Genomic DNA, 19878 nt, shown 5'->3' with positions numbered 1-19878 from the left:
GGCAGTCGACCGAACCGAAAGCGCCGATCCCGTCCAACCCTGCAGGGGGATCGGCGCTTTCGCATATCTAGCGGGATGCGTGCGGCGCCCCGGGGCCTGGATCGATCCGTACCGGCCCGGATGCCGACGGGGTGACCTGGAAGTCGAAGATGGCTGTCGGAATGTAAACGGTGGCACAGGAATTCGGGATATCGACGACACCGGAGAACCGGCCCTCGATCGGCGCTGCGCCGAGCAGCAGGTACGCCTGCTCCCGGCTGTAGCCGAATTTGGTCAGATAGTCGATGGCGTGCAGACAGGCGCGCTCGAACGACAACTGTGAATCCAGGTAGCGCTGTTCACCGTCGAGCGTCACCGAGGTGCCCGAAAAGGCAAGGTACTCCGTGTAATTCGGACCTTCGCTACCCGGCATGAAGATCGCGTTCTCGGCGACGCCGTACAGTTCCATCCCATCTTTGATCAGATCCACTCGAAGATCGATGAATCCGCCCATCTCGATCGCGCCGCAGAAGGTGATCTCGCCGTCGCCCTGGGAGAAGTGCAGATCGCCGACGGAGAGGTTCGCGCCGTCGACGAAGACCGGGTAGAACACGCGGCTGCCACGGGTGAAGTTCTTGATGTCCTGATTGCCGCCGTTCTCGCGCGGCGGCGCGGTCCGTGCTGCCTCGGCGGCGACCCGGTCGTACTCCGGGCCCGCGAGCGCGCCGAGTACGGCATCGCGCGGTTCGGGCGGCAGCGCCAGCGGCGGCACGCGCAGCGGATCGGTGGCGATCAGCGCGGCCTCGCGCGCATTCCACTTGGCCAGCAACGCTTTCGACGGCGCGGTGCCCATCAGGCCGGGATGGGTGATACCGGTGAACCTGACCCCTGGGATATGCCGCGAGGTCGCGGTGTGGCCGCTGAAATCCCAGATCGCCTTGTAGGCGTCCGGGAAATGTTCGGTGAGGAATCCGCCGCCGTTGTCGGTGGGGAAGATGCCGGTGTAGCCCCAGCCCTGTCCGGCCAGCGGACCCGAATCCTCTTGCGGGATGGGGCCGATATCGAGAATGTCGACGATGAGCAGATCACCGGGGCGCGCGCCCTCGACGGCGAACGGGCCCGACAGGCAGTGCACCGTGCTGAGCGGGGCGTTGAGCACGTCCTCGGCGGAATCGTCGTTGTGGATCGCGCCGTCGAACCACTCGCGCACATGCACCCGGAATTCGGCGCCCGGTTTCACGGTGGCGACGGGCGGGATATCCGGATGCCAGCGGTTGTGGCCGACCAGTTGCTGATCGGTGAACCGCTTGCGTGAGTCGAGCGGGTAGAGCAGTTCCGGCATGATGTGACCTCTTTCCGGATCAGGGTCGAGGGAGCTTGCGGTGCAAGGGATTGCGGGTGACCGTTGCGCTTCGGCCGGCCGGCAGGGAATGGACGACGGCGGGTTCGGTCGCGGTGCGATTGGTGGCCTCCAACAGTCGGCTCGCGGCGGAGCCGGGTTGGACGAGCGCGCCGCCGAAGCAGCGGCGGCTGGCGCCCGCGCACTGCGGGCATGAAGTGACCGCCGGTGCGGCGGCCATGGCGAAGCTGCGCTCGAAGCTGCCGCAGCCGCGGCGGCAGATGAATTGGTAGGTCGGCACTTTACACCTCAAATATTTTCAAGCGGGTATATTTCGTACGGTGACGATACAAACCTACGCGCGTCTCCGTGGCGAAACCGCAAGGTGAACTTCGGATTACGAGGAGAGTTCGGCCAGCACACCGAACTCCAGGGCGTCCGCGCCCGCCAGGTACACCGGCTGGGTGGTGTGCGCGCCGCGCACCCGCACCTCGCCGCGCGGACCGCCGTAGCTGACCCCGGCCGCGCTGCGCTCGATGGTGCGCAGGTCGAGGCTGCGCGCGGTCTCGGCGAGCGAGGCGAACAGCAGCAGCCCCTCGTAACAGGATTCGCCGATATTGTTCAGCGCCGGTGCGGCGGGCCCGAATTCACGCAGGTACCGCGCCCCGAAATCCATCCCGGCGCTGGACACCAAGCTCTCGAAATAGCCGGAGGCGGTGAACAGTCCGTGCGTGCTCGCGGCGCCGCCCGCGTACAGCACGTCCTCGCCGATCATCATGCTCAGGCGCACCCGGTGGTCGTCGAATCCGGCCCTGGCGAAGGCGCGGTTGAAGGCGGCGCAGTCGGCGCCGACCATGAACAGCAGCACGCCCTGCGCCGACGAACCGCCGATCAGGTCGAGCGCGCCGCGGAAATCGCGCCCGCCGAGCGGAAGGAAGATCTCGCCGATCACCTCGAGATCCGCCGTGGTCCGCACGAAATCCTTTGTCACCCTGGCCGTTTCGCGCGGCCAGACATAGTCGTTGCCGACGACGCACCAGCGCCGGATCCCGAGTTCGGCGCGCAGCCAGCGCAGCGCGGGGAACAGCTGCTGATCGGGCGTCTCGCCCACCATGTACACACCGTCGGAATCCTCGCCGCCCTCGTAGAAGGTGGTGTACACGTAGGGCACCCGGCCCGCGGTGCGCGGCGTTATCACCTTGCGCGCGTTGGACAGATGCCAGCCGACGACGCCATCGATCGCTCCGGCGCTCACCATTCGATCGATCCGCTCGGCCAACAGCGGCAGCGGTGCCCCCGCGTCCACCGGATGCAGCCGGACCGGGCGATCGAGTATGCCGCCCGCGGCATTGATGTCATCGATGGCCAGATCGGCGCACGCCTCACAGGACGGCCCGAACATGCCTGCCGGACCACTCAGCGGCACCACCAGTGCGATATCTACCGTGTCACGAAATCCGAACGGCGCCAACGCTGATCACCACCGTATATTTCCGTCTGAAGCTTTCTCATACGGCGTTGTCGATATAGTGCTGAGGTGGACGATAGCACCGCGCTCGAAGACTTGGCGCGACTGGTGCGCCGGGCGTCACAGGAATTGGATAAGGCGATCGCGACCTGCCTCGGCGAAACCTCGGTCGGCCGTTGGCATGTGCTGTCCGCGGTCGCCGACGGATCCGGCCGCTCGATGTCACAGCTCACCGAGGCCACACTGCTGGTCGGCGCCAGTTTGACCAGGTTGATCGATGCGATGATCTCCGACAACCTGGTGCACCGCAAGGTCGACGACACCGACCGCCGCCGGGTTCTCGTCTTCCCGACCCGCCGCGGACTGCTCACCTATCAGGTGATGAATACGGCCATCGCGGAAAGTGGGCTGGACGCGTTGGCCGCCGATCGGGGCCGATTGGCGCGAGCGCTCGACGGCTTCATCGAGCGACTGCACGCCGCCGAAACGGTGCCGGCCAAGTAGAGGTACCGGCTCCACTTAGGGGACTTCCCCGATGGCGCGGCCGGACGATCGTCTACACACTGGACACCATGACTTCGCAAGCTTTGGGTTCCGGCACCGCCCCCGCTGGTATCGACACAGCGGTGCCGACCGGCGCCGCCGCGAGCGCCATCGACCTCGTCAAGGTCTACGGTTCCGGCGACACCCGGGTCACGGCCCTGGACGGAGTGTCCACCGAGTTCGCGAAGGGAGAGTTCACGGCGATCATGGGTCCGTCCGGATCCGGCAAGTCGACCCTGATGCACTGCCTGGCCGGGCTCGACGGCGCCAGCTCCGGAACCGTGCGGATCGGTGACACCGACCTGACCAACCTCTCCGACAAACAGATGACGCGCCTGCGCAGGGACCGAATCGGCTTCGTCTTCCAGGCATTCAACCTGGTGCCGACGCTCACCGCGCTGGAGAACATCACGCTGCCGCTGGATATCGCCGGCCGCAAACCCGATCAGGACTGGCTCGACACCGTACTCAAGCGGCTCGGGCTCACCGACCGGCTCACCCACCGGCCCAGCGAGCTGTCCGGCGGTCAGCAGCAGCGGGTGGCCTGCGCCCGCGCGCTCGCGGGTAAACCCGAGATCATCTTCGGCGATGAACCCACCGGCAACCTCGATTCGCGCGCCTCGGAGGAGGTGCTGAACATCCTGCGGGCCGCCGTCGACGAATTCGAGCAGACCGTGGTGATCGTCACACATGAGCCGCACGCCGCGGGCTTCGCCGACCGGGTTATCTTCCTCGCCGACGGACGCATCGTCGACGAAATGCGCGACCCGACCTCCGATACCGTGCTGGACCGGATGAAATCGCTGGAGCAGGCGTAATGGCCGACCCCATGCGGAAGGTCGCGCTGCGCAACCTTGCCGCGCACAAGGTGCGCCTCGCGCTTACGCTGCTCTCCGTCATCCTCGGCACCGCGTTCATCGCGGGATCCTTCGTCTTCACCGATACGCTGCAGAGCACCTTCAACGGCATCTTCTCCAGTCAGATCAAGGGCGTCGATATCCGGGTCAGCTCGAAAGAGCAGATGTCACAGGGTGTTCCGGTCGGCGCGGTCGATCTCGTCTCCGGCGTCAGCGGTGTGCGCACGGTCGCGCCGCGGGTCAGCGGGCCGCTGATCCTGCTCGACAAGAGCGGTCATCCGGTGCAGACCGGCGGTGCGCCGAGCTGGGGTCAGTCCTACCTGCCGCCGGAGCGCGCCGTCGCGGAACCGGAGCGGATCGTCGAGGGCGTCGCGCCGACGCACGACGGTGAGATCGCCATCAACGCCAGCGGTGCGCAGCGCGCCGGGCTGAAGGTCGGCGACAAGGCCAAAATCGTTGTGCCGCAACAGCAGCGGGACAACAGCACACTCGAGCTCACGGTCACCGGGATCTATCGGGTCTCCTCCGACACCGGCGGAATCATCGGGCTGCTGTTCGACGACGCGCAGGCGCGGTCGCTGTTCACCGATCCGTATCACGTGCAGTTCATCGATGTCGCCGTCGCATCGGGGGCGAAGGTGGACCAGGTGCGCGATCAGATCGCGAAACAGCTGCCCGGCTTCAAGGTTCAGGACGCCGCCCAGTTGCGCGCCGATCTGGAGGCGCAGGTCGGCAAGACGCTGAAGTTCGTCAACTACTTCCTGTTCGCCTTCGGCGCCATCGCGCTCGTGGTCGGCACCTTCATCATCTACAACACCTTCTCGATGATCGTCGCGCAGCGGTTGCGCGAGCTGGCGCTGCTGCGGGCGGTCGGCGCGAGCCGGGCGCAGGTGGGCGTGTCGGTGGTCGCCGAGGCGTTCGTCATCGGATTACTCGGCAGCGCAATAGGTCTCGGTGCGGGCGTCGCCCTCTCGTTCGGGCTTTCCGGACTGCTCAACGCATTCGACGTCGGCCTGCCGACCGGGACGATGTCGCTGCAACCGCGCACCGTGCTGGTCTCGATCGGGCTCGGCGTGCTGGTGACGGTGCTCAGTGCGTACGCGCCCGCGCGCCGGGCCGCCCGGATCCCACCGGTCCAAGCGATGCGCGAGGAATTCGCATCGATCGGTGAATCGCTGCGGCTGCGAACCGTATTCGGCACGGTGTTGGCGGTGGCGGGCACCGTCGTCGCGTACATCGGTGCGCAGTCCACGGGTGACAATGCCGCGAAGACCGTCGGAATCGGCGCTGGGGCACTGATTTTGGCCGTGCTGCTGGTTTCGCCCGCGCTGTCCCGGCCCATCGTCGGCTCGCTGGGCACGCTCACCAGACTGTTCGGGCCGATCGGCCGGATCGCCCGCAACAATGCCGTGCGCAATCGACGCCGAACGGCCGCAACGGCTTTCGCGCTGACGCTGGGTCTTATGCTGGTTTCGGCGATCGGCATGCTCGGCGCTTCGGCCAAGGCGAGCATCGGCGCGCTGGTGGACAAGGGCGTCAAGGCCGAATACATACTGACCGGACCGCCCGGCAGCTTCCTCGGCATCCCGGTGACCACCGGTGGCGCGGCGAAATCCGTTCCCGGCGTTCGCGATGTCGTCGCGATCCGGGGCACGAACCTGAAGGTGGGCAACGACACGCTGATCGCCACCTCCGCCGACGGACCGCTGGACGCCGTGCTGAACTACGAGATCGCGCAGGGCTCGAAGACACTCGGCGACACCGATGTGCTGGTCTCGCAGGCCGAGGCCGCCGAACGGAATTGGCATGTGGGACAACAGGTTCAGCTCACCACGCTGAATGTCGGGCTGAACAGTAAAGAGCCGGAGAAGGTTTCGCTGAAGGTGTCCGGGATATACAAGGACACCCAGCTGCTCGGCAGGCTGGTGGTGCCCGCGACCGTCTACGACCGGGTGACGCCGGAGAAATTCCGCAGCGACTTCCTCGTACTTGTCACCGCGCAGCCCGGCGCCGATATGGCCGCGCTGCGCACCGGTCTGGAGAAGGCGACCGACCAGCTGCGCATCGTGCAGGTGCAGGATCACGAGCAGTTCAAGGGAACTCAGGGCCAGCAGATCAACACCATGCTCGCCATCCTCTACGGACTGCTCGCGCTGGCCGTCGTGATCGCGATCCTCGGCATCGTGAACACCCTCGCGCTGTCGGTGGTCGAGCGGCGCAGGGAGATCGGGATGCTGCGGGCCGTCGGCATGCAGCGGGTGCAGGTGCGCAGAACCATTTACCTGGAATCGGTGCTGATTTCGATCTTCGGCGCGGTGGTCGGCGTCGTGCTCGGGCTCGGCCTCGGCGTCGGATTCCTGCGCACGCTGCGGGATCTGGGGCTGGACCAGATCTCGGTGCCGTGGACGCAACTGGTGCTGATGTTGCTGGCGTCCGGTGTGGTCGGGGTGCTCGCGGCGCTGTGGCCCGGTATCAGGGCGGCCAGGACACCACCGCTGGCGGCGATCGCCGATCTGTGAACGGGTCGCGCCGACCCGAGAACGGTTGCGGAATCATCAAGACCGTTCCCGCCGGGCCGGTTCGGGTCTACGGTGGACAGGGTTCGGAAGCGGCGGTGGTGCGGGGGAGGTGTCGGTGGCGGCGGATGTGATCGGCAAGTACGCCAGGGTGACGGCGGCTATCAAGCCGGGTCATCTGGGTGAGGTCGTGATCGAGGTGCGGGCGGGGACCGAGCGGTTCCTGGCGCGCGCCGCCGACAGTGAAGCCGTCATCCCCAAGCACGCCCAGGTTCTCGTGGTTGGGAGCCTGGGTGGACGCACCGTCGAAGTGGTAACCGTCTAACAGAAGGTGCACAGTGGACGTCCTCATCGGGGTCGTTGTCGGGATCGTCATCGCGATCCTCGTGGTGCTTTTCATACTGTTCCGGGTGGCCTGGCGGGTCGCGGAACCTGATGAGGCACTGATCATTTCGGGTTTCCGGGCCGGGCGCGGCGCAGCCGACGCCGGCGATCAGATGGGTTTCCGCATCGTCACCGGCCGAGGCACGCTGGTCGCCCCCGGCCTGACCAAGGTGCGCCGGATCTCGTTGGAGGCGCACGAAAGTCAGATCACCGTGCCGTGCGTGAGCCAGCAGAAGATCAACCTCGCGCTCACCGGTGTGGTGATGTACAAGGTCGGTGACGACTACCGGTCCATCGCCAACGCGGCGCGGCGATTCCTGGACCGTCCGGCGCAGGAGCTGGAGACCAAGGTGCAGAACGTCTTCGTCGGCCACCTGCGCGCCATCGCCGGTTCGATGACCGTCGAGGACATGATCAGCGATCAGGACAAATTCTCCGAGCAGGTGCGCGACCGCTGCTCCGGTGAGATGGAATCCTTCGGCCTGGTGATCGACAGCTTCCAGATCCAGTCCATCGCCAGCGAATCGAATTACATTGCCAACCTGGCGATTCCGCATCAGGCCGAGGTCGAGCAGCGGGCCAGGATCGCCAGGGCCAACGCCGAGCGCGACGCCATCGCACAGGAACAGGCGGCACAGGCGCAGATCGCGCTGGCCCGCCGCGACACCGAGATCAAGAAGGCGGGCTATCAGGCCGAGGTCGACCAGGCCACCCAGAAGGCCGCGCAGCAGGGGCCGCTGGCCCAGGCCACCGCGCGGCAGGAGGTGGTCGAGGTGGAGACCAGGGTCGCGCAGTTGCAGGCGCAGCAGACCGAACAACAGCTGCAGGTCGATATCCGCAAGCCCGCCGACGCCGAGGCCTACCGGCAGACCACCCTGGCCACCGCGGCCCGCGACGCGCATATCCATCAGGCCGAGGCGCAGGCGCAGGAGACCAGGCTGCGCGCGGAAGCCGCTGCGGCACAGACGAAATTGGCGGCCGAGGCGGAGGCCGAGGCGGTCCGGGTGCGGGCATCGGCGCAGGCCGAGGCCACCAGGCTGAACGGTCAGGCCGAGGCCGACGCGATCAAGGCGAGGGGTCTGGCCGAGGCCGATGCGGTGCGGGCGCGGATGGAGGCCGAGGCGGCCGGTATCCGGCAGCGGGCCGAGGCGATGAGCCAGAACCAGGAGGCGGTGATCGCCCAGCAGGTGGCCGAGCGGCTGCCGGAGATCGTGGCCGCCGCGGCCGCGCCGTTCGAACACGTCGGCCAGTTCACCGTTTTGAACGGTGCGCAGGGCGTCACCTCGGCGCTGGCCGAGATCATTCAGCAGGCCGGTGCGCTCACCGGTCTGGCCAGGGAGTCGCTGCTGCCCGCGATCAAGCAGACCGCCGAGGTCGCGGAGACCAACGGACACGTCGCCGACGGGCTCACGGAGTAGCGCCGTTGGCCCATGCGGTGATATCGCCGCGATCGAGGGCCACGGCGAGCAGCTCGGGAAAGCGGTCCGGGGTGCAGGCGAAGGCGGGTACGCCGAGTGCGGCCAAGGCGGCGGCATTGTCGTGGTCGAACGACGGCGCGCCCTCGTCGGAGAGGGCGAGCAGCACGACGACCCGCACCCCGGACTCCTTCATGGCGTTGATCCTGCGCAACATCTCGTCCCGGATACCGCCCTCGTACAGGTCGGAGATCAGCACGAAAAGCGTGTCGTCCGGTTTGGTGATCAGCGACTGGCAATACGCGATGGCGCGGTTGATATCGGTGCCGCCGCCGAGCTGCGTGCCGAACAGCACGTCGACGGGGTCGGCGAGTTGTTCGGTGAGATCGACGATTTCGGTATCGAAGACGACCAGCGAGGTGCGCAGCGAGCGCATCGACGCCAGCACCGCGCCGAACACCGCCGCGTACACCACGCTGGCCGCCATGGAGCCGGACTGGTCGATGGCCAGCACCACCTCGCGGCGCACCGCCTGGGCCTTGCGGCCGTAGCCGACCAACTTCTCCGGCACCACCGTGCGATGTTCGGGCAGATAGTTGGCCAGGTTGCGGCGGATGGTGCGGTCCCAGTCGATATCCCGGTGCCGCGGGCGGGTGCTGCGTGCGGCGCGGCGCAGCGCGCCGGACACCGCGGCGACGGTATGCGCGGCGATGCGTCGTTCGATATCGCGCACCACCTTCTCGACCACCGCGCGGGCGGTGGCCTTGGTGGTTTCCGGCATCACCCGGTTGAGGCTCAGCAGGGTGCCGACGAGGTGCACATCCGGTTCGACGGCCGCGAGCAGTTCGGGTTCGAGCAGCAACTGGGTCAGGTTCAGCCGGTCGACCGCGTCGCGCTGCATCACCTCGACCACCGTCGACGGGAAATAGTTGCGAATATCGCCGAGCCAGCGGGCGACTCGCGGCGCGGAACCGCCGAGGCCGCCGCCGCGCGCACCCGCGGACTGGTCGTCGGCGGTGTTGTAAAGGGCCGAGAGCGCGCGATCCATACCGGCGTCGTCGGAATCGCCCGAGCCGCCGAGTCCGCCGAGTTCCGGCTCCGCGGCCGCGCCGAGCACCAAACGCCAACGCCGGAGGTGGTTTTCCTCGGTCATGCGGAAACTCCGAGTATTTCGGCGGCGGTGCGGATGGCCGCGATGCCGCGATCGATATCGTATTCGTCGGTGAGAGTCGCTGGTGCCGAACCACTCTCGGTGACGGCCTGGCCGATGGCCCGGCGCTCACCCGATTCGAATTCGCCGAAGGTGCGGCGCAGCAGCGGCAGTACCTCGACGAATTGCTCCTCGCGCAGGCCGCGCAGCCAGGAGTCGATGAGGCGCAACAACTCTCGGTCGTGCACCAGCAGCAGTCCGCGGCCGCCGAGGAAGCCGTCGATCCAGGCCGCCTTGGCCGCCGGGGTGTTGCCCACCGAGAGGGCGGCGGAAAGCCTTTTCGCGGAATCGGTTCCGTCGATCAGCCCGGCGTCGCACAGCAGCCGGACCGCGCGGCCGGCCAGCGCGCCGTGCACCTCGGCACGGTCGGCGATGCGGCGCAGCGCGGCCAGCCATTCGCCGGTGGCCCACGCGTCGTCGCGGGTGTGAATCGCGATGTGCGCCTGGTCGATCAGCGTGCGCAGCTGGGTCGCCGCCTCGGTGTCCAAGTGGGTGACCGCGCCGGGCAGGCCCGCGCACACCCGCACCAGCAGACCGTCGGCGACGTGCGCGAGCGCCTTGGTGTCGGTGCCGCGGACATCCCCGTAGCGCAGCGTCCTGATCAGGGCGGGCAGCGCGGCGAGCAGGTGGGTGACGTCGTGATCAAGGGCCGCAACGGATTCCAGCCGCGCGATCAGCCCGTCGGTGGCGCCGCCGAGGTCGGCGAGCAGCGCCAGTTCCAGCGCGGCCGTCAACTCGCCGACCGTGCTGCCCGCTCGGCCCGCGAGATCGAGAATCTTCGCCTCGGCGGCGGTCCGGATGGTGGTGCCCCAGCGGGAGGCCTCGATGATGGCGACGGCGAACTCCGGCCGCCACCGCAGCGTCCACGTCTCGCGGAAGGTGCCGGTGCTGCGCACCTCGCTGGAAGCCGGTGTGCCCCAATCGATGCCGAGTAGCCGGAGCCGGTGCAGCAGCCGCGATTTGGCGACCTCGCGCTCCCTGCGCAGATCGAGGTCGACCGTGCGGGCCTGCGGCTCCTGTTTGAGCCGCAGCGTGCGGATGTTCGCGCGCAGATCGGCGTCGAGCGGAACCGTCGGTGCGTTCTCAGGGACGCTGCCCAGCGCCTCGCCCACCACGAGTTCGGCGGCCACCCAGTGCACGACGGTCTCGTCGCCGCCGCACATCACCGCGCGCACCGCCTCGGTGACCTCGGCGAGCCCGGCCACCGGCCGGTTCCGCATGGCCGCCAAAGTATCGGCGAGCCTTACCGATTCGATGATGTGCGCGCTGGACACCGGCAGATCGTGTGCGCGGAGCACACCCGCCACCCTGGTGAGCCAGCGGGTGATCGGCTGGTCGGTCTCGGTGAACAGATGGTGATACCAGCCGGGTGAGTCGATACCCGCACCGTAGCCGGAGATGGTGGCCAGCCGGGAATGCGTCCACGGCACCCAGGTGAGCGCCGCCTTGGTCTTCGGAAGTCCCTTGAGCATGCGGGTATCGGGTGCGGCGGGGCCGAGTTTGCCCTGTTCGCCCGTGAGCGCCGGTGCGTGCCATGCGCCGCAGACCACGGCTAGGCGCTGTGCGCCGCTCTTCAGCGCTTTGCGCATGGTCTGGCGCATGTAGGCCTCGCGGCGCAGCGTGTGCGCGTCGATCCGGATTACTTCGGGCCCAAGGGGATTCGCTTCGGTGGGCTCGTCGATCGCGGTCGCCGCGGCGACCGAGTCCGGATCCTCCGGTGCGGTGACCGGCCGCTCGGATTCGGCCGGAGGCGTTATGCGCACGAACTCGCCCCGCTCGGCCGCATCCCGCAGCGCACCCATTGCCTCGGTTATCGCTTCGAAAGCCGTTGCGTCAGCGGATGATTCGACAACCGCGTCCCACCAGCGCTCGGCATCGTCGTATCCTGCGGCCGCGGCCAGTTCGGCGAGCGGATCGATGCCGTCGCCGGGCTCGTCGTCCAACGCGAGGACCGCACTGGCTGGCAGATCGCAGAAGTGCACGGGCACAGCGTTTTCCACCGCGTAGCAGAGCGCCTGCCACTCCGGCGAGAACACCGCGAACGGCCAGAACGCCGACCGCGCGGGCGAATCCGGCGCGTAGGCCAGCAGCGCAACCGGCGGCACCATGCCGTCGGCCGCAACATAGGCGACGAGTGGATCGGCATCGGCCGGTCCCTCGATCAAAATCGTGTCGGGCCTGAACTCCGCCAGCGCCAACCGCAACGACCGCGCCGAGCCAGGACCATGGTGTCGGATGCCGAATACCCGCGTGATCGCGCCGCCAGGCGTCTGCGGTGCCATGGCGGTCAGCCCGTCACCTCGCGGCATGCCCGGTAGAAATCGGCCCAGTCCGGGCGTTCTCGGACAACGGCTTCCAGGTATTCGGTCCAGACCACGGCGTCGGCGACCGGGTCTTTGATGACCGAACCGAGCACCGCGCCCGCGATATCGGAGGCGCGCAGGATTCCGTCGCCGAAGTGGGTGGACAGGGCGATGCCGTTGGTGAGTACGGAGATCGCCTCGGCGGTGGAGAGGGTGCCCGAGGGGGATTTGAGTTTGGTGCGGCCGTCGGCTGTTGTGCCGGAACGTAATTCGCGGAAGACCCGCACGACGCGGCGGACCTCTTCGGCCGCGGCGGGGATGGGCGGCAGTTCGAGTGCGGCGCCGAGTTGGGCGACTCGGCGGGTGACGATCTCGACCTCCTCGTCCTCGCTGGCGGGTAGCGGCAGCACCACGGTGTTGAAGCGGCGGCGCAGCGCGGAGGACAGTTCGTTGACGCCGCGGTCGCGGTCGTTGGCGGTGGCGATCACATTGAAACCCTTGGCGGCCTGCACCTCGGCGCCGAGTTCCGGGATGGGCAGCGTCTTTTCGGACAGCACGGTGATCAGCGCGTCCTGCACGTCGGACGGAATGCGGGTGAGCTCCTCGATCCGGGCGATGCCGCCGGTGCGCATGGCGGTGAGCACCGGTGACGGCACCAGTGCGCCGTCGCTCGGGCCCTCGGCGAGCAGCCTGGCGTAATTCCAGCCGTAGCGGATCGATTCCTCCGCGGTGCCCGACGTGCCCTGTACGAGCAGCGCCGAGGTGCCGCAGATGGCGGCCGAAAGATGTTCCGACACCCAGGTTTTCGCGGTGCCCGGCACACCGAGCAGCAGCAGCGCCCGGTCGGTGGCCAGGGTGGCGACCGCCACCTCCATGAGGCGGCGCGGGCCGACGTACTTCGGGGTTATCACGGTGCCGTCGTCCAGGGTGCCGCCGAGCAGATAGGTGACCACCGCCCATGGCGAGAGCCGCCACGAGGGCGGGCGCGGGCGATCGTCGGCGGCGGCGAGCGCCGCGAGTTCGGCGGTGTCGGACTGTTCGGCGTGCGGACGCAGCAGGCCCGCAGGGGATTCGGTACTCATCGCAACTCCTCGAGCATTACTGAGCGTTGGTTGATGGCGGTGGCGAGCTGGTCGAAGGCGCGCTGCCAGCTGTCGTCCGCGCAGCGGCGGGCCACAACGGCGACCGCGCTCGCGGCGGTGAACGGGAAGTGGACGGCCGCGGCGGCGAGCAGCGAGCGGTGTGCGGCTGGTCCGGTGCCGTAGGCGCCCGGCCTGCGCGCGGCGGCCCGCGCCCGCTCGAACAGCAGCAGGATCAGGTGCTGCGCAAGCGGATCCGGCCAGGGATGGCCCATCGCGGGCAGCAGCGCCTCCAGCTCCGAAAGCCATGAGCCGTCCAGCCGGAGCAGGCGCTGGGTCCGGTCCGCGGCGGGCAGCAGCGCGAAGAGTTCGCGGCGGCGCAGCATCGCCGTATCCGAGGGGACACCGGCGTCGAAGAGCGCGGCTGCCCAAGCCGAATCCCTTTGGGAGAGTGCGGCATCCACCCAGCCGTCGAGTATCGGTTGGCGGAATCGGTTGGGCATCTTCGCGGTGACGGCCTCGCGCGGACCGCCGAAGACCTGCCCCCAGTGCCGCAGCGGCGTCGCCGCCATCAGCTGCCGCAGCCAGCCCGCGGCGGGATCGGGTGCGCCATCCCAGCGGTAGGCGAATTCGACCGGGCGGTCGTGGATTCCGTCGCGGCGGGCGGCATCGTCGAGGGTATCGGGCAGTTCCACCGCGAGCCGGTGCGCAACGATGGCGATTCGGTGCCCGTGCGGGCTCGGCACCCAGGCCTGCGCCCGCTCGACCATGCGGTGGGCGAACGCCGAATCCGGCAGCAGCGCAAGTAATCCGGCCGCGGTGCGGCGGACGTCGGCGCGCCGGTCGTCGAGCGCGGTCTCCAGCAGCGGTTCGTCGGCGGCCGAGATGCCTTCGGCCAGTACCGCGAGCAGTTCCGCCTTCACCGGGCCGGATTCCTTCGGCCATGTCTCGGTGAGCGCGGTGAGCGCGGATTCGGGTTCGGCGGCCCGCAGCCGGGTCAGCCAGGTGATGCGCTCGGGCGGCGAGCCGAACCGCCAGATTTCGTCGGATGGTGTTTCGGGGCGCACCAGAGTTCGCCATTCCGGATGCTGTGCGGCCAGCCAGCGCCCGCGCTCGCCCGCCAGCCGCAGCAGCGGATCGCGCGAATCCGCGCTCGTACGCGCGTATTCGAGCAGTTGGCCGCATAACTCGTCGGGTGCGCGATAGTCGTGTGGTTCGGCGGCCGCGAACCATTCCGGCAGGAACGGTGATCGGTCCCGCAGCATGCTTCCGAGGCTGGCGGCGGCATCGTCGGGCAGCCTGCGCCGGTGGTCCTCGGCCGCGGGTTCCGGGATCGGTGTGCTGCGGGTGGATATCCCGCCGCGCGCGAAAAGCCCGTCGAGCGCGGCGGTTTCGAGCAGCCGCAGTGCCGGGTCCGCGGTGAGTCCGGCGGCGGCCCGGGCCACCGGTGCGGCCAGCTGGGTGGCGTCCGCGTTGCGGCGTGCGGTGCCGAGCAGCGCGGCCGAAGTCAGGGCCGCAGCGTTAATACCATGGGCCGCAACCAGATTCGGGATGGTCCTGCCCACCGGATCGGTCCGGTCCAGCACGGTCACCTCACCTGCGGTGAATACCGAGATCGGCGCCAGACCGTCGGCGGTCCACTCACCCGCCAGCGTCACCGGATATCCGCCCGCGATGCCGAGCAGCCGCCACGGCTCGTCGAGTACCGCGAGCGGCAGCGCTGTGCCATCGGATTCGACTACGTACCATGAATTTTCGTGCCGCACGGGAGTAACCGCAGTGAGCAGCACCGGCCAGGACCGCAGCCATGGATCGGCGCCGAGTGCCCGCGCGTGCTCGGTCAGCGCGGTCGCGATGGAACCGTCGTCGACCGGCAGGGTGGTGAACGGTTGGGCCGCGGCATAACCCGCCCCCCACAACGCCCGCAGCGGCGCCGCGCCCGGATAGAAGTGCACGTCGGCGTCGGCGAGCAGTCCGGGGGCGGGCACCTCGGCGGCGAAGTTCGGCGTGCCGAAGGAATGGTCGACCAGCAGCGCCCAGCGCCGAGTCCGGCGGCCGTACAACCAGATTCGGCGGGTGTAGAGCCGTTCCTCCTCGGTGACCCGGCGGCCGAGTACCTGCCAGTGGTCGCGCACCGGGGGTTCGTCGCGCACCGTCTCCGCGTGCGTCGGATAGCCGATATGGCCGCGCACGCTGGCCTGTAGCGCGGGATCCAGCTCGTCGAGTCGCCGGTGCGCGGCGGCGAGCAGATGCAGTCTGGCGAATTCGCGCAGCATGAGTTCCGGCCATTCGGCCCTGGTCATCGCGATCGCGGGCAGTTGGCGCAGCGCCGAGGCGATACCGGGCGCCTGCGCGTCGACCATGCGCGCGGCGATCGCCTCGAAGGTTTGGAAAGAACGGTCGGTTTGTCCGAGTCCGGTGCGCACCTGATCGCCGAGCCAGATATCCAGCTCCTCCAGACCCGCGCCGACCCGCACCCGCCGCTGCGCCGCCGTCGCCGGATTCGCGGTACGCGCAACGGTTTCCGTCCCGGCCGCCGCCTTCGCCGCCCGCGCGGCCAGCCACTCGGCCGCGAAACCCGGCGGCTCACCCGCCGTGCCGACCTTGCCCTCCGCCCAGTCGAACAACAGCGAAAGCGCATGCTTACACGGGATTTTCCGGCTCGGGCAGGTGCACTTGTACGCGGGCCCCGACAGGTCGACGACCGTTCGATACGGTTCGGCACCGCTGCCGCGGCACAGCCCCCACAGCGCACCATCGCCGCATCCGGTGTCCCGCCAGCGGCCCGCGAGTTTTCTGGCGGCGGATACCGAGCTCGCATCGGGGGCGAGCGCCTCGACCCCGGCGACGGTCCATCGCTCTGCCATCCGCTCGCTCTCCGCTCTCCGAAATTCCCGTTGCCGAATTTCTACCCCGGGCCACCGACATCCTCCGTGCTAGCCCGGGCTTTCGCGCGGAAATCGCTGCGCGGACGCCGGATTCGGTGACCGAAGCATCTTGCGGTGAGGCTTCCGATTCTGGCATTCTGTCTTGTTCGGCTCGTCCGAGCCACCCGGATCGGGTGTTACACCAACGAACTGCCCGCCGGGGTTGGCGAGGGGTGGACATCGAGCGCGGCCCCCGGTCGCTCGATGGCCAAATACCATCCCCGCGGGCAGCTTCGGTGGGCAAGTGGGCGAATCCGACGCGATCGGGTAGCGTTTCGCACAGCTTTCGACAAACTACACCGCGTACGGGGGCTGGAGGACGTGCTGCGGTCGGCCGCTGTAGGGGGTTCGCTGATGCGCACGGACGCACGGGCCACCGAGGATATTCAACGCGAGGGTACGCAACGTTTGACCGAGGTGGTGGCCCGGCGGCTCGCGGACGATCCGAGCGTCACCGCGGAGGTCGCGAAGGCCGTGCTGCGCGCGCTCGGCGGCACCGAGTCAGGCGATCGGACAACGGAATTCGACGGCACCGGAATTTTCCTGGAGGCGATCCGGGTGCGCGGCTTCCGCGGCATCGGCCGGGAGGCGACGCTGCGGTTGAATCCGGGTCCGGGCCTGACGCTGGTGGTCGGCCGCAACGGCAGCGGCAAATCCAGTTTCGCCGAGGCCGCCGAACTGGCGCTGACCGGTGGTAACCGCCGCTGGGACGGCCGCTCCGCCGCATGGCGGGAGGGCTGGCGCAACCTGCACGACGGCGATGCCACCCGGATCGAACTGGAACTGCTCGCCACCGGCCCGGCGCCACGGCTCATCATCGCCAAGGAGTGGCGGCCCGACGCCGACCTGGCCGAGGCGCACTGGACCGAACAGCGTCCGCCCGCCGCGCCGACCGCATTCGCGGTGGACCGCTGGGCCACCCGGCTCGAGCTGTACCGGCCGTTCCTGTCCTACAGCGAATTGGGCGCGCTGGTCGACGGTAAGCCGAGCGATCTGTTCGACGCCCTGCATCAGCTGCTCGGCCTCGACGAGTTGACGGCGGCGCAGGAGCGGATCCGCGCCCGTCGCCTGGAATTGGAACGCGCGGTACGTGATTCGCGTCAGGAACGACTGGAACTGCTCGACGTGCTCGGTGCGGTGGCCGACGATCGCGCGGTGCGGATGGCCGCGCTGCTGCGCCCGGCGCAACCCGATCTGTCCGCGATCCATCGCGAAATGCACGGCGGCGCGGACGATCCCGTCGGATCCGCCGGACTGCGCGCCATCGTCCGGCTCGCGCTGCCGAGCGGAGCCGAGGTGGACGCGGTCGCGGAGCGAATCGAGCAGTACGGCAAGGTGATCGCCCGCGACTCGACCGCGAGCACCGAATCCGACCTGCGGGTGCTGGAATTGCTCAGGCAGGCTCGGGAACATGTTGCGGTGGTGGGGGATTGCGCCTGCCCGGTATGCGGCGCACGCACCCTGGACCATGCGTGGGCCCGCGAAACCGACGCCGCCATAGCGGCTTTGAGCACCCGCGTACAGACCTTGCGCACCGCGCGCGACGAACTGGACCGCGCGGTGCGCGCCGCCCGTGCACTACCCAATCACGTTCCGCCGGAACTGGATTTCGATCCGGCCAACCCGCCGACCGTCGACACCGACGCGGTGCGCCGGGCCTGGACCGAATGGGCCGCGCTCACCAGTGCCGACTACACCCCCGACCTGCCCGAGCGCCTGCGGCAGGCGCACGCCCGCCTCGTCGACGAACTCGACCTGCTGCAGCAGGGCACCCGCAAGGAGCTGGACCGGCTGGACGAGGTGTGGTCGCCGCTGGTGCCACGCCTGGTGACCTGGCTGGACGGGGCGCGTGCGGTGGCCGCCAACGCGGGTGAGCTGCGCACCGTGCGCCGCGCCGAGGATTGGCTCAAGGCCGCGACGGCCGGTCTGCGCGGCGAGCGGATGGCGCCGCTGGAGACCACCGCCCGCTGGGTCTGGCATACGCTGCGGCAGCAGAGCAATGTCGAACTCGGCGCTATTCGCTTGCAGGGCAACGCCGGAACCGCGCGCCGGGTACTGCTCGACGTCACCGTCGACGAGGTGGACGGCGCCGCGCTCGGTGTGATGAGCCAGGGCGAACTGCACGCGCTCGGGCTGTCGCTGTTTCTGCCGCGGGCCACCGTCGAGGAGAGCCCGTTCCGGTTCGTCATGATCGACGATCCGGTGCAGGCAATGGATCCGGCGAAGGTCGACGGCCTGGCCAGGGTGCTGGCTACGGTGGCGTGGACCAGGCAGGTGGTGGTATTCACCCACGACGAGCGCCTGGCCGAGGCGGTGCGCCGGATGCAGTTGGACGCGACGGTGCTGGAGGTGCAGCGGCGCGAGCGTTCGGTGGTGGAGGTGCGGGTGTCCAGCGATCCGGTGCGCCGCTACCTGGACGACGCCCGCTCGCTGGTCCGCACCCCGCAACTGCCGCCGCGGATCGCCGACGAACTCGTCGCCACCTGCTGCCGCTCCGCCGTCGAGGCGGCCAGTCTGGCCAGGGCGCGCCGAAATCTGTTGTCCAGCGGGATGGATCACCGCGCGGTGGAACGGCATATCGAGGCGGCGCAGACCACCCGCGCCATGGTCGCGCTCGCGGTGATGGGCGTCGGCGCGCGGGTCGACGATCTGAACAAGCATCTCGCCGCGCGGGAGGGCCGCTGGGTGGTCGACGCGCTGCGCGATGCCACCGCCGGTGCGCACGTGCCGATCGGGCGCGGCATGCGGGATCTGATCGCCGACACCGAGAAATTCGTGGCCTGGTTGGCAAAATGACGGAGGACCGAAGACGCGGGGACGGTCGGCGTCGCAAGCCGAAAGATGGTCGTCGCCAACGTAGTTCGGCGCGTCGCGAACTCGAGCAGGAGTTGGCCGAGCGGCCGTCGGTCGGCGCGCGGCTCGATGCGGTGGACCGGCTGTTGGCCGGCACGGTGACCGATGCGGGCGGCCTGTGGTCGCGCGCCACCGCGTGGATTCTGCGGCTTGCGCTGGAACAGTCGGTCGACGAGCTGTGGCTGCGGGTGGCTCCCGAACTGGTGCGCTGCCCGATGCGCGCGCAATTGCTGGCGCTGCGTTTCTTCGCGGGCGCGGAGGCGGCCGCGCAGGTGGCCACGGTGTGGGCGGCGCTGTCGCGGGCCGCCCACCACCATGACTACGAACTCGCCCCGAGCGTCACCGAGTTGCGCCGCTGGCGTGAGCAAACCGCCCGCATCGCAACCGATCTGGCGGGTGTCAGAACATCGACAAGAGGCTGATGATGCTGCTGAGCATGGAAAAACCGCTGGCAGCGGCCGATGACCCCGTGCTGAGAATGTTGAGGATATTGAGCAACTTCATGACTGGCTCCTTCGACGGGGTGGTTGGAACCTGCACGTTCATTTCGTGATTCGGTGTGCGAGGCCATCCGGATCGGAGCCGAGGGTTTGCTGAGAGAGGATGGGGGTATGGATATGTGTCCGTGCCGGCGAGGTGAGCGATTCGACGAGTGCTGCGGTCCGATCCTGGCGGGCGAGCGCGCCGCGCCGACCGCCGAGGCGCTGATGCGTTCGCGCTACACGGCTTTCGCGGTCGGTGACGCCGAATATCTGAAACGGTCCTGGCATCCGCGGACCCGCCCGCGCGAACTCACCCTGGACCCGGGCCAGCGTTGGTTGTTCCTCGAGATCGTGCGCACCGAACGCGGCGGCCCCTTCGACGACGCGGGCACCGTCGAATTCGTCGCGCACTACCGCTCGGGCGGCGGGCGCGGCGAACTCCACGAGACCAGCCGCTTCGTTCGGGTCGACGGCGCGTGGACGTATCTCGACGGCGCGATCGAGGCATAGGTAGCGTTGCCGA

Annotated in this window: 15 protein-coding genes; 9 read left to right on the top strand and 6 right to left on the bottom strand. The window is 68.8% G+C overall.

Annotated features, from left to right (window positions below):
• Positions 1-67 precede the first annotated feature (67 nt).
• Positions 68-1321, bottom strand: a complete 1254-nt coding sequence (fmdA, locus tag LGY53_RS02485; RefSeq protein ID WP_225724985.1) for a formamidase — start codon at positions 1319-1321, stop codon at positions 68-70.
• Positions 1322-1377: 56 nt separating this feature from the next.
• Between fmdA and LGY53_RS02480 the strand changes: the two genes are divergently transcribed.
• Positions 1378-1611, top strand: a complete 234-nt coding sequence (locus LGY53_RS02480) for a hypothetical protein (RefSeq protein WP_225724984.1) — start codon at positions 1378-1380, stop codon at positions 1609-1611.
• A 104-nt stretch (positions 1612-1715) separates the two neighbouring features.
• Here LGY53_RS02480 and LGY53_RS02475 read toward each other — a convergent pair whose 3' ends face one another.
• Complete coding sequence (locus LGY53_RS02475) at positions 1716-2789, bottom strand: substrate-binding domain-containing protein (protein ID WP_225724983.1); 1074 nt, start codon at positions 2787-2789, stop codon at positions 1716-1718.
• Between the two features lie 66 nt (positions 2790-2855).
• On the opposite strand from LGY53_RS02475, the gene LGY53_RS02470 reads away from it, so the two are divergent.
• The 5 genes from LGY53_RS02470 (at position 2856) to LGY53_RS43930 (ending at position 8504) form a co-directional block, all read left to right on the top strand.
• Positions 2856-3290 carry a MarR family winged helix-turn-helix transcriptional regulator gene (locus LGY53_RS02470; RefSeq protein ID WP_225724982.1) on the top strand — a complete coding sequence of 145 codons (435 nt, stop codon included), beginning with the start codon at positions 2856-2858 and terminating at the stop codon, positions 3288-3290.
• Positions 3291-3358: 68 nt separating this feature from the next.
• Entirely contained in the window at positions 3359-4147 is a 789-nt protein-coding gene (locus LGY53_RS02465; RefSeq protein WP_225724981.1) for an ABC transporter ATP-binding protein, read from the top strand.
• Positions 4147-6705: an ABC transporter permease gene (locus tag LGY53_RS02460; RefSeq protein WP_225724980.1), complete on the top strand. Its 2559-nt coding sequence runs from the start codon at positions 4147-4149 to the stop codon at positions 6703-6705. Before LGY53_RS02465 ends, LGY53_RS02460 begins: the two co-directional genes overlap by 1 nt.
• A gap of 115 nt (positions 6706-6820) precedes the next feature.
• Positions 6821-7027 carry a hypothetical protein gene (locus LGY53_RS02455; protein WP_167477550.1) on the top strand — a complete coding sequence of 69 codons (207 nt, stop codon included), beginning with the start codon at positions 6821-6823 and terminating at the stop codon, positions 7025-7027.
• 13 nt (positions 7028-7040) lie between these two features.
• Complete coding sequence (locus tag LGY53_RS43930; protein ID WP_167477549.1) at positions 7041-8504, top strand: flotillin family protein; 1464 nt, start codon at positions 7041-7043, stop codon at positions 8502-8504.
• Here the strand turns inward: LGY53_RS43930 and LGY53_RS02440 are convergent.
• The 4 genes from LGY53_RS02440 to LGY53_RS02425 are packed head-to-tail and all read right to left on the bottom strand — an operon-like array spanning position 8494 to position 15960.
• The gene (locus LGY53_RS02440; protein WP_225724979.1) at positions 8494-9654 is read right to left on the bottom strand and encodes a VWA domain-containing protein; all 1161 of its coding nucleotides are present in this window, start codon (positions 9652-9654) and stop codon (positions 8494-8496) included. The two genes, LGY53_RS43930 and LGY53_RS02440, sit on opposite strands and share 11 nt — an antisense overlap.
• Positions 9651-12020 (bottom strand): DUF5682 family protein, encoded by a 2370-nt coding sequence (locus tag LGY53_RS02435; protein ID WP_225724978.1) that lies wholly within the window; start codon positions 12018-12020, stop codon positions 9651-9653. The genes LGY53_RS02440 and LGY53_RS02435 overlap by 4 nt, the downstream gene beginning before the upstream one ends.
• On the bottom strand, positions 11999-13096 hold the full coding sequence (locus tag LGY53_RS02430) for an AAA family ATPase (protein ID WP_225724977.1): 1098 nt from the start codon (positions 13094-13096) through the stop codon (positions 11999-12001). The genes LGY53_RS02435 and LGY53_RS02430 overlap by 22 nt, the downstream gene beginning before the upstream one ends.
• Positions 13093-15960 carry an SWIM zinc finger family protein gene (locus tag LGY53_RS02425; protein WP_225724976.1) on the bottom strand — a complete coding sequence of 956 codons (2868 nt, stop codon included), beginning with the start codon at positions 15958-15960 and terminating at the stop codon, positions 13093-13095. The genes LGY53_RS02430 and LGY53_RS02425 overlap by 4 nt, the downstream gene beginning before the upstream one ends.
• A gap of 414 nt (positions 15961-16374) precedes the next feature.
• On the opposite strand from LGY53_RS02425, the gene LGY53_RS02420 reads away from it, so the two are divergent.
• From LGY53_RS02420 to LGY53_RS02410, 3 genes are all read left to right on the top strand, one after another.
• Positions 16375-18816: an AAA family ATPase gene (locus tag LGY53_RS02420; RefSeq protein ID WP_225724975.1), complete on the top strand. Its 2442-nt coding sequence runs from the start codon at positions 16375-16377 to the stop codon at positions 18814-18816.
• Positions 18813-19295, top strand: coding sequence for a hypothetical protein (locus LGY53_RS02415; RefSeq protein ID WP_225724974.1), 483 nt, complete (start codon positions 18813-18815; stop codon positions 19293-19295). The genes LGY53_RS02420 and LGY53_RS02415 overlap by 4 nt, the downstream gene beginning before the upstream one ends.
• A 195-nt stretch (positions 19296-19490) precedes the next feature.
• The gene (locus LGY53_RS02410; protein WP_225725664.1) at positions 19491-19865 is read left to right on the top strand and encodes a YchJ family protein; all 375 of its coding nucleotides are present in this window, start codon (positions 19491-19493) and stop codon (positions 19863-19865) included.
• Positions 19866-19878: the final 13 nt, after the last annotated feature.

This window comes from Nocardia sp. JCM 34519.1, from assembly GCF_020361265.1.
Classification (GTDB): domain Bacteria; phylum Actinomycetota; class Actinomycetes; order Mycobacteriales; family Mycobacteriaceae; genus Nocardia; species Nocardia arthritidis_A.
Note: the sequence above shows the minus strand (reverse complement) of the source record. Positions and strands in the feature narration are given on the sequence as shown.

Bases quoted from the DNA above. Each gene is read 5' to 3' on its own strand.
- fmdA (WP_225724985.1), bottom strand. From the start codon at position 1,321: ATGCCGGAACTGCTCTACCCGCTCGACTCACGCAAGCGGTTCACCGAT.
- LGY53_RS02465 (WP_225724981.1), top strand. From the start codon at position 3,359: ATGACTTCGCAAGCTTTGGGTTCCGGCACCGCCCCCGCTGGTATCGAC.
- LGY53_RS02460 (WP_225724980.1), top strand. From the start codon at position 4,147: ATGGCCGACCCCATGCGGAAGGTCGCGCTGCGCAACCTTGCCGCGCAC.
- LGY53_RS02440 (WP_225724979.1), bottom strand. From the start codon at position 9,654: ATGACCGAGGAAAACCACCTCCGGCGTTGGCGTTTGGTGCTCGGCGCG.
- LGY53_RS02435 (WP_225724978.1), bottom strand. From the start codon at position 12,020: ATGCCGCGAGGTGACGGGCTGACCGCCATGGCACCGCAGACGCCTGGC.
- LGY53_RS02430 (WP_225724977.1), bottom strand. From the start codon at position 13,096: ATGAGTACCGAATCCCCTGCGGGCCTGCTGCGTCCGCACGCCGAACAG.
- LGY53_RS02425 (WP_225724976.1), bottom strand. From the start codon at position 15,960: ATGGCAGAGCGATGGACCGTCGCCGGGGTCGAGGCGCTCGCCCCCGAT.
- LGY53_RS02420 (WP_225724975.1), top strand. From the start codon at position 16,375: ATGCGCACGGACGCACGGGCCACCGAGGATATTCAACGCGAGGGTACG.
- LGY53_RS02415 (WP_225724974.1), top strand. From the start codon at position 18,813: ATGACGGAGGACCGAAGACGCGGGGACGGTCGGCGTCGCAAGCCGAAA.
- LGY53_RS02410 (WP_225725664.1), top strand. From the start codon at position 19,491: ATGTGTCCGTGCCGGCGAGGTGAGCGATTCGACGAGTGCTGCGGTCCG.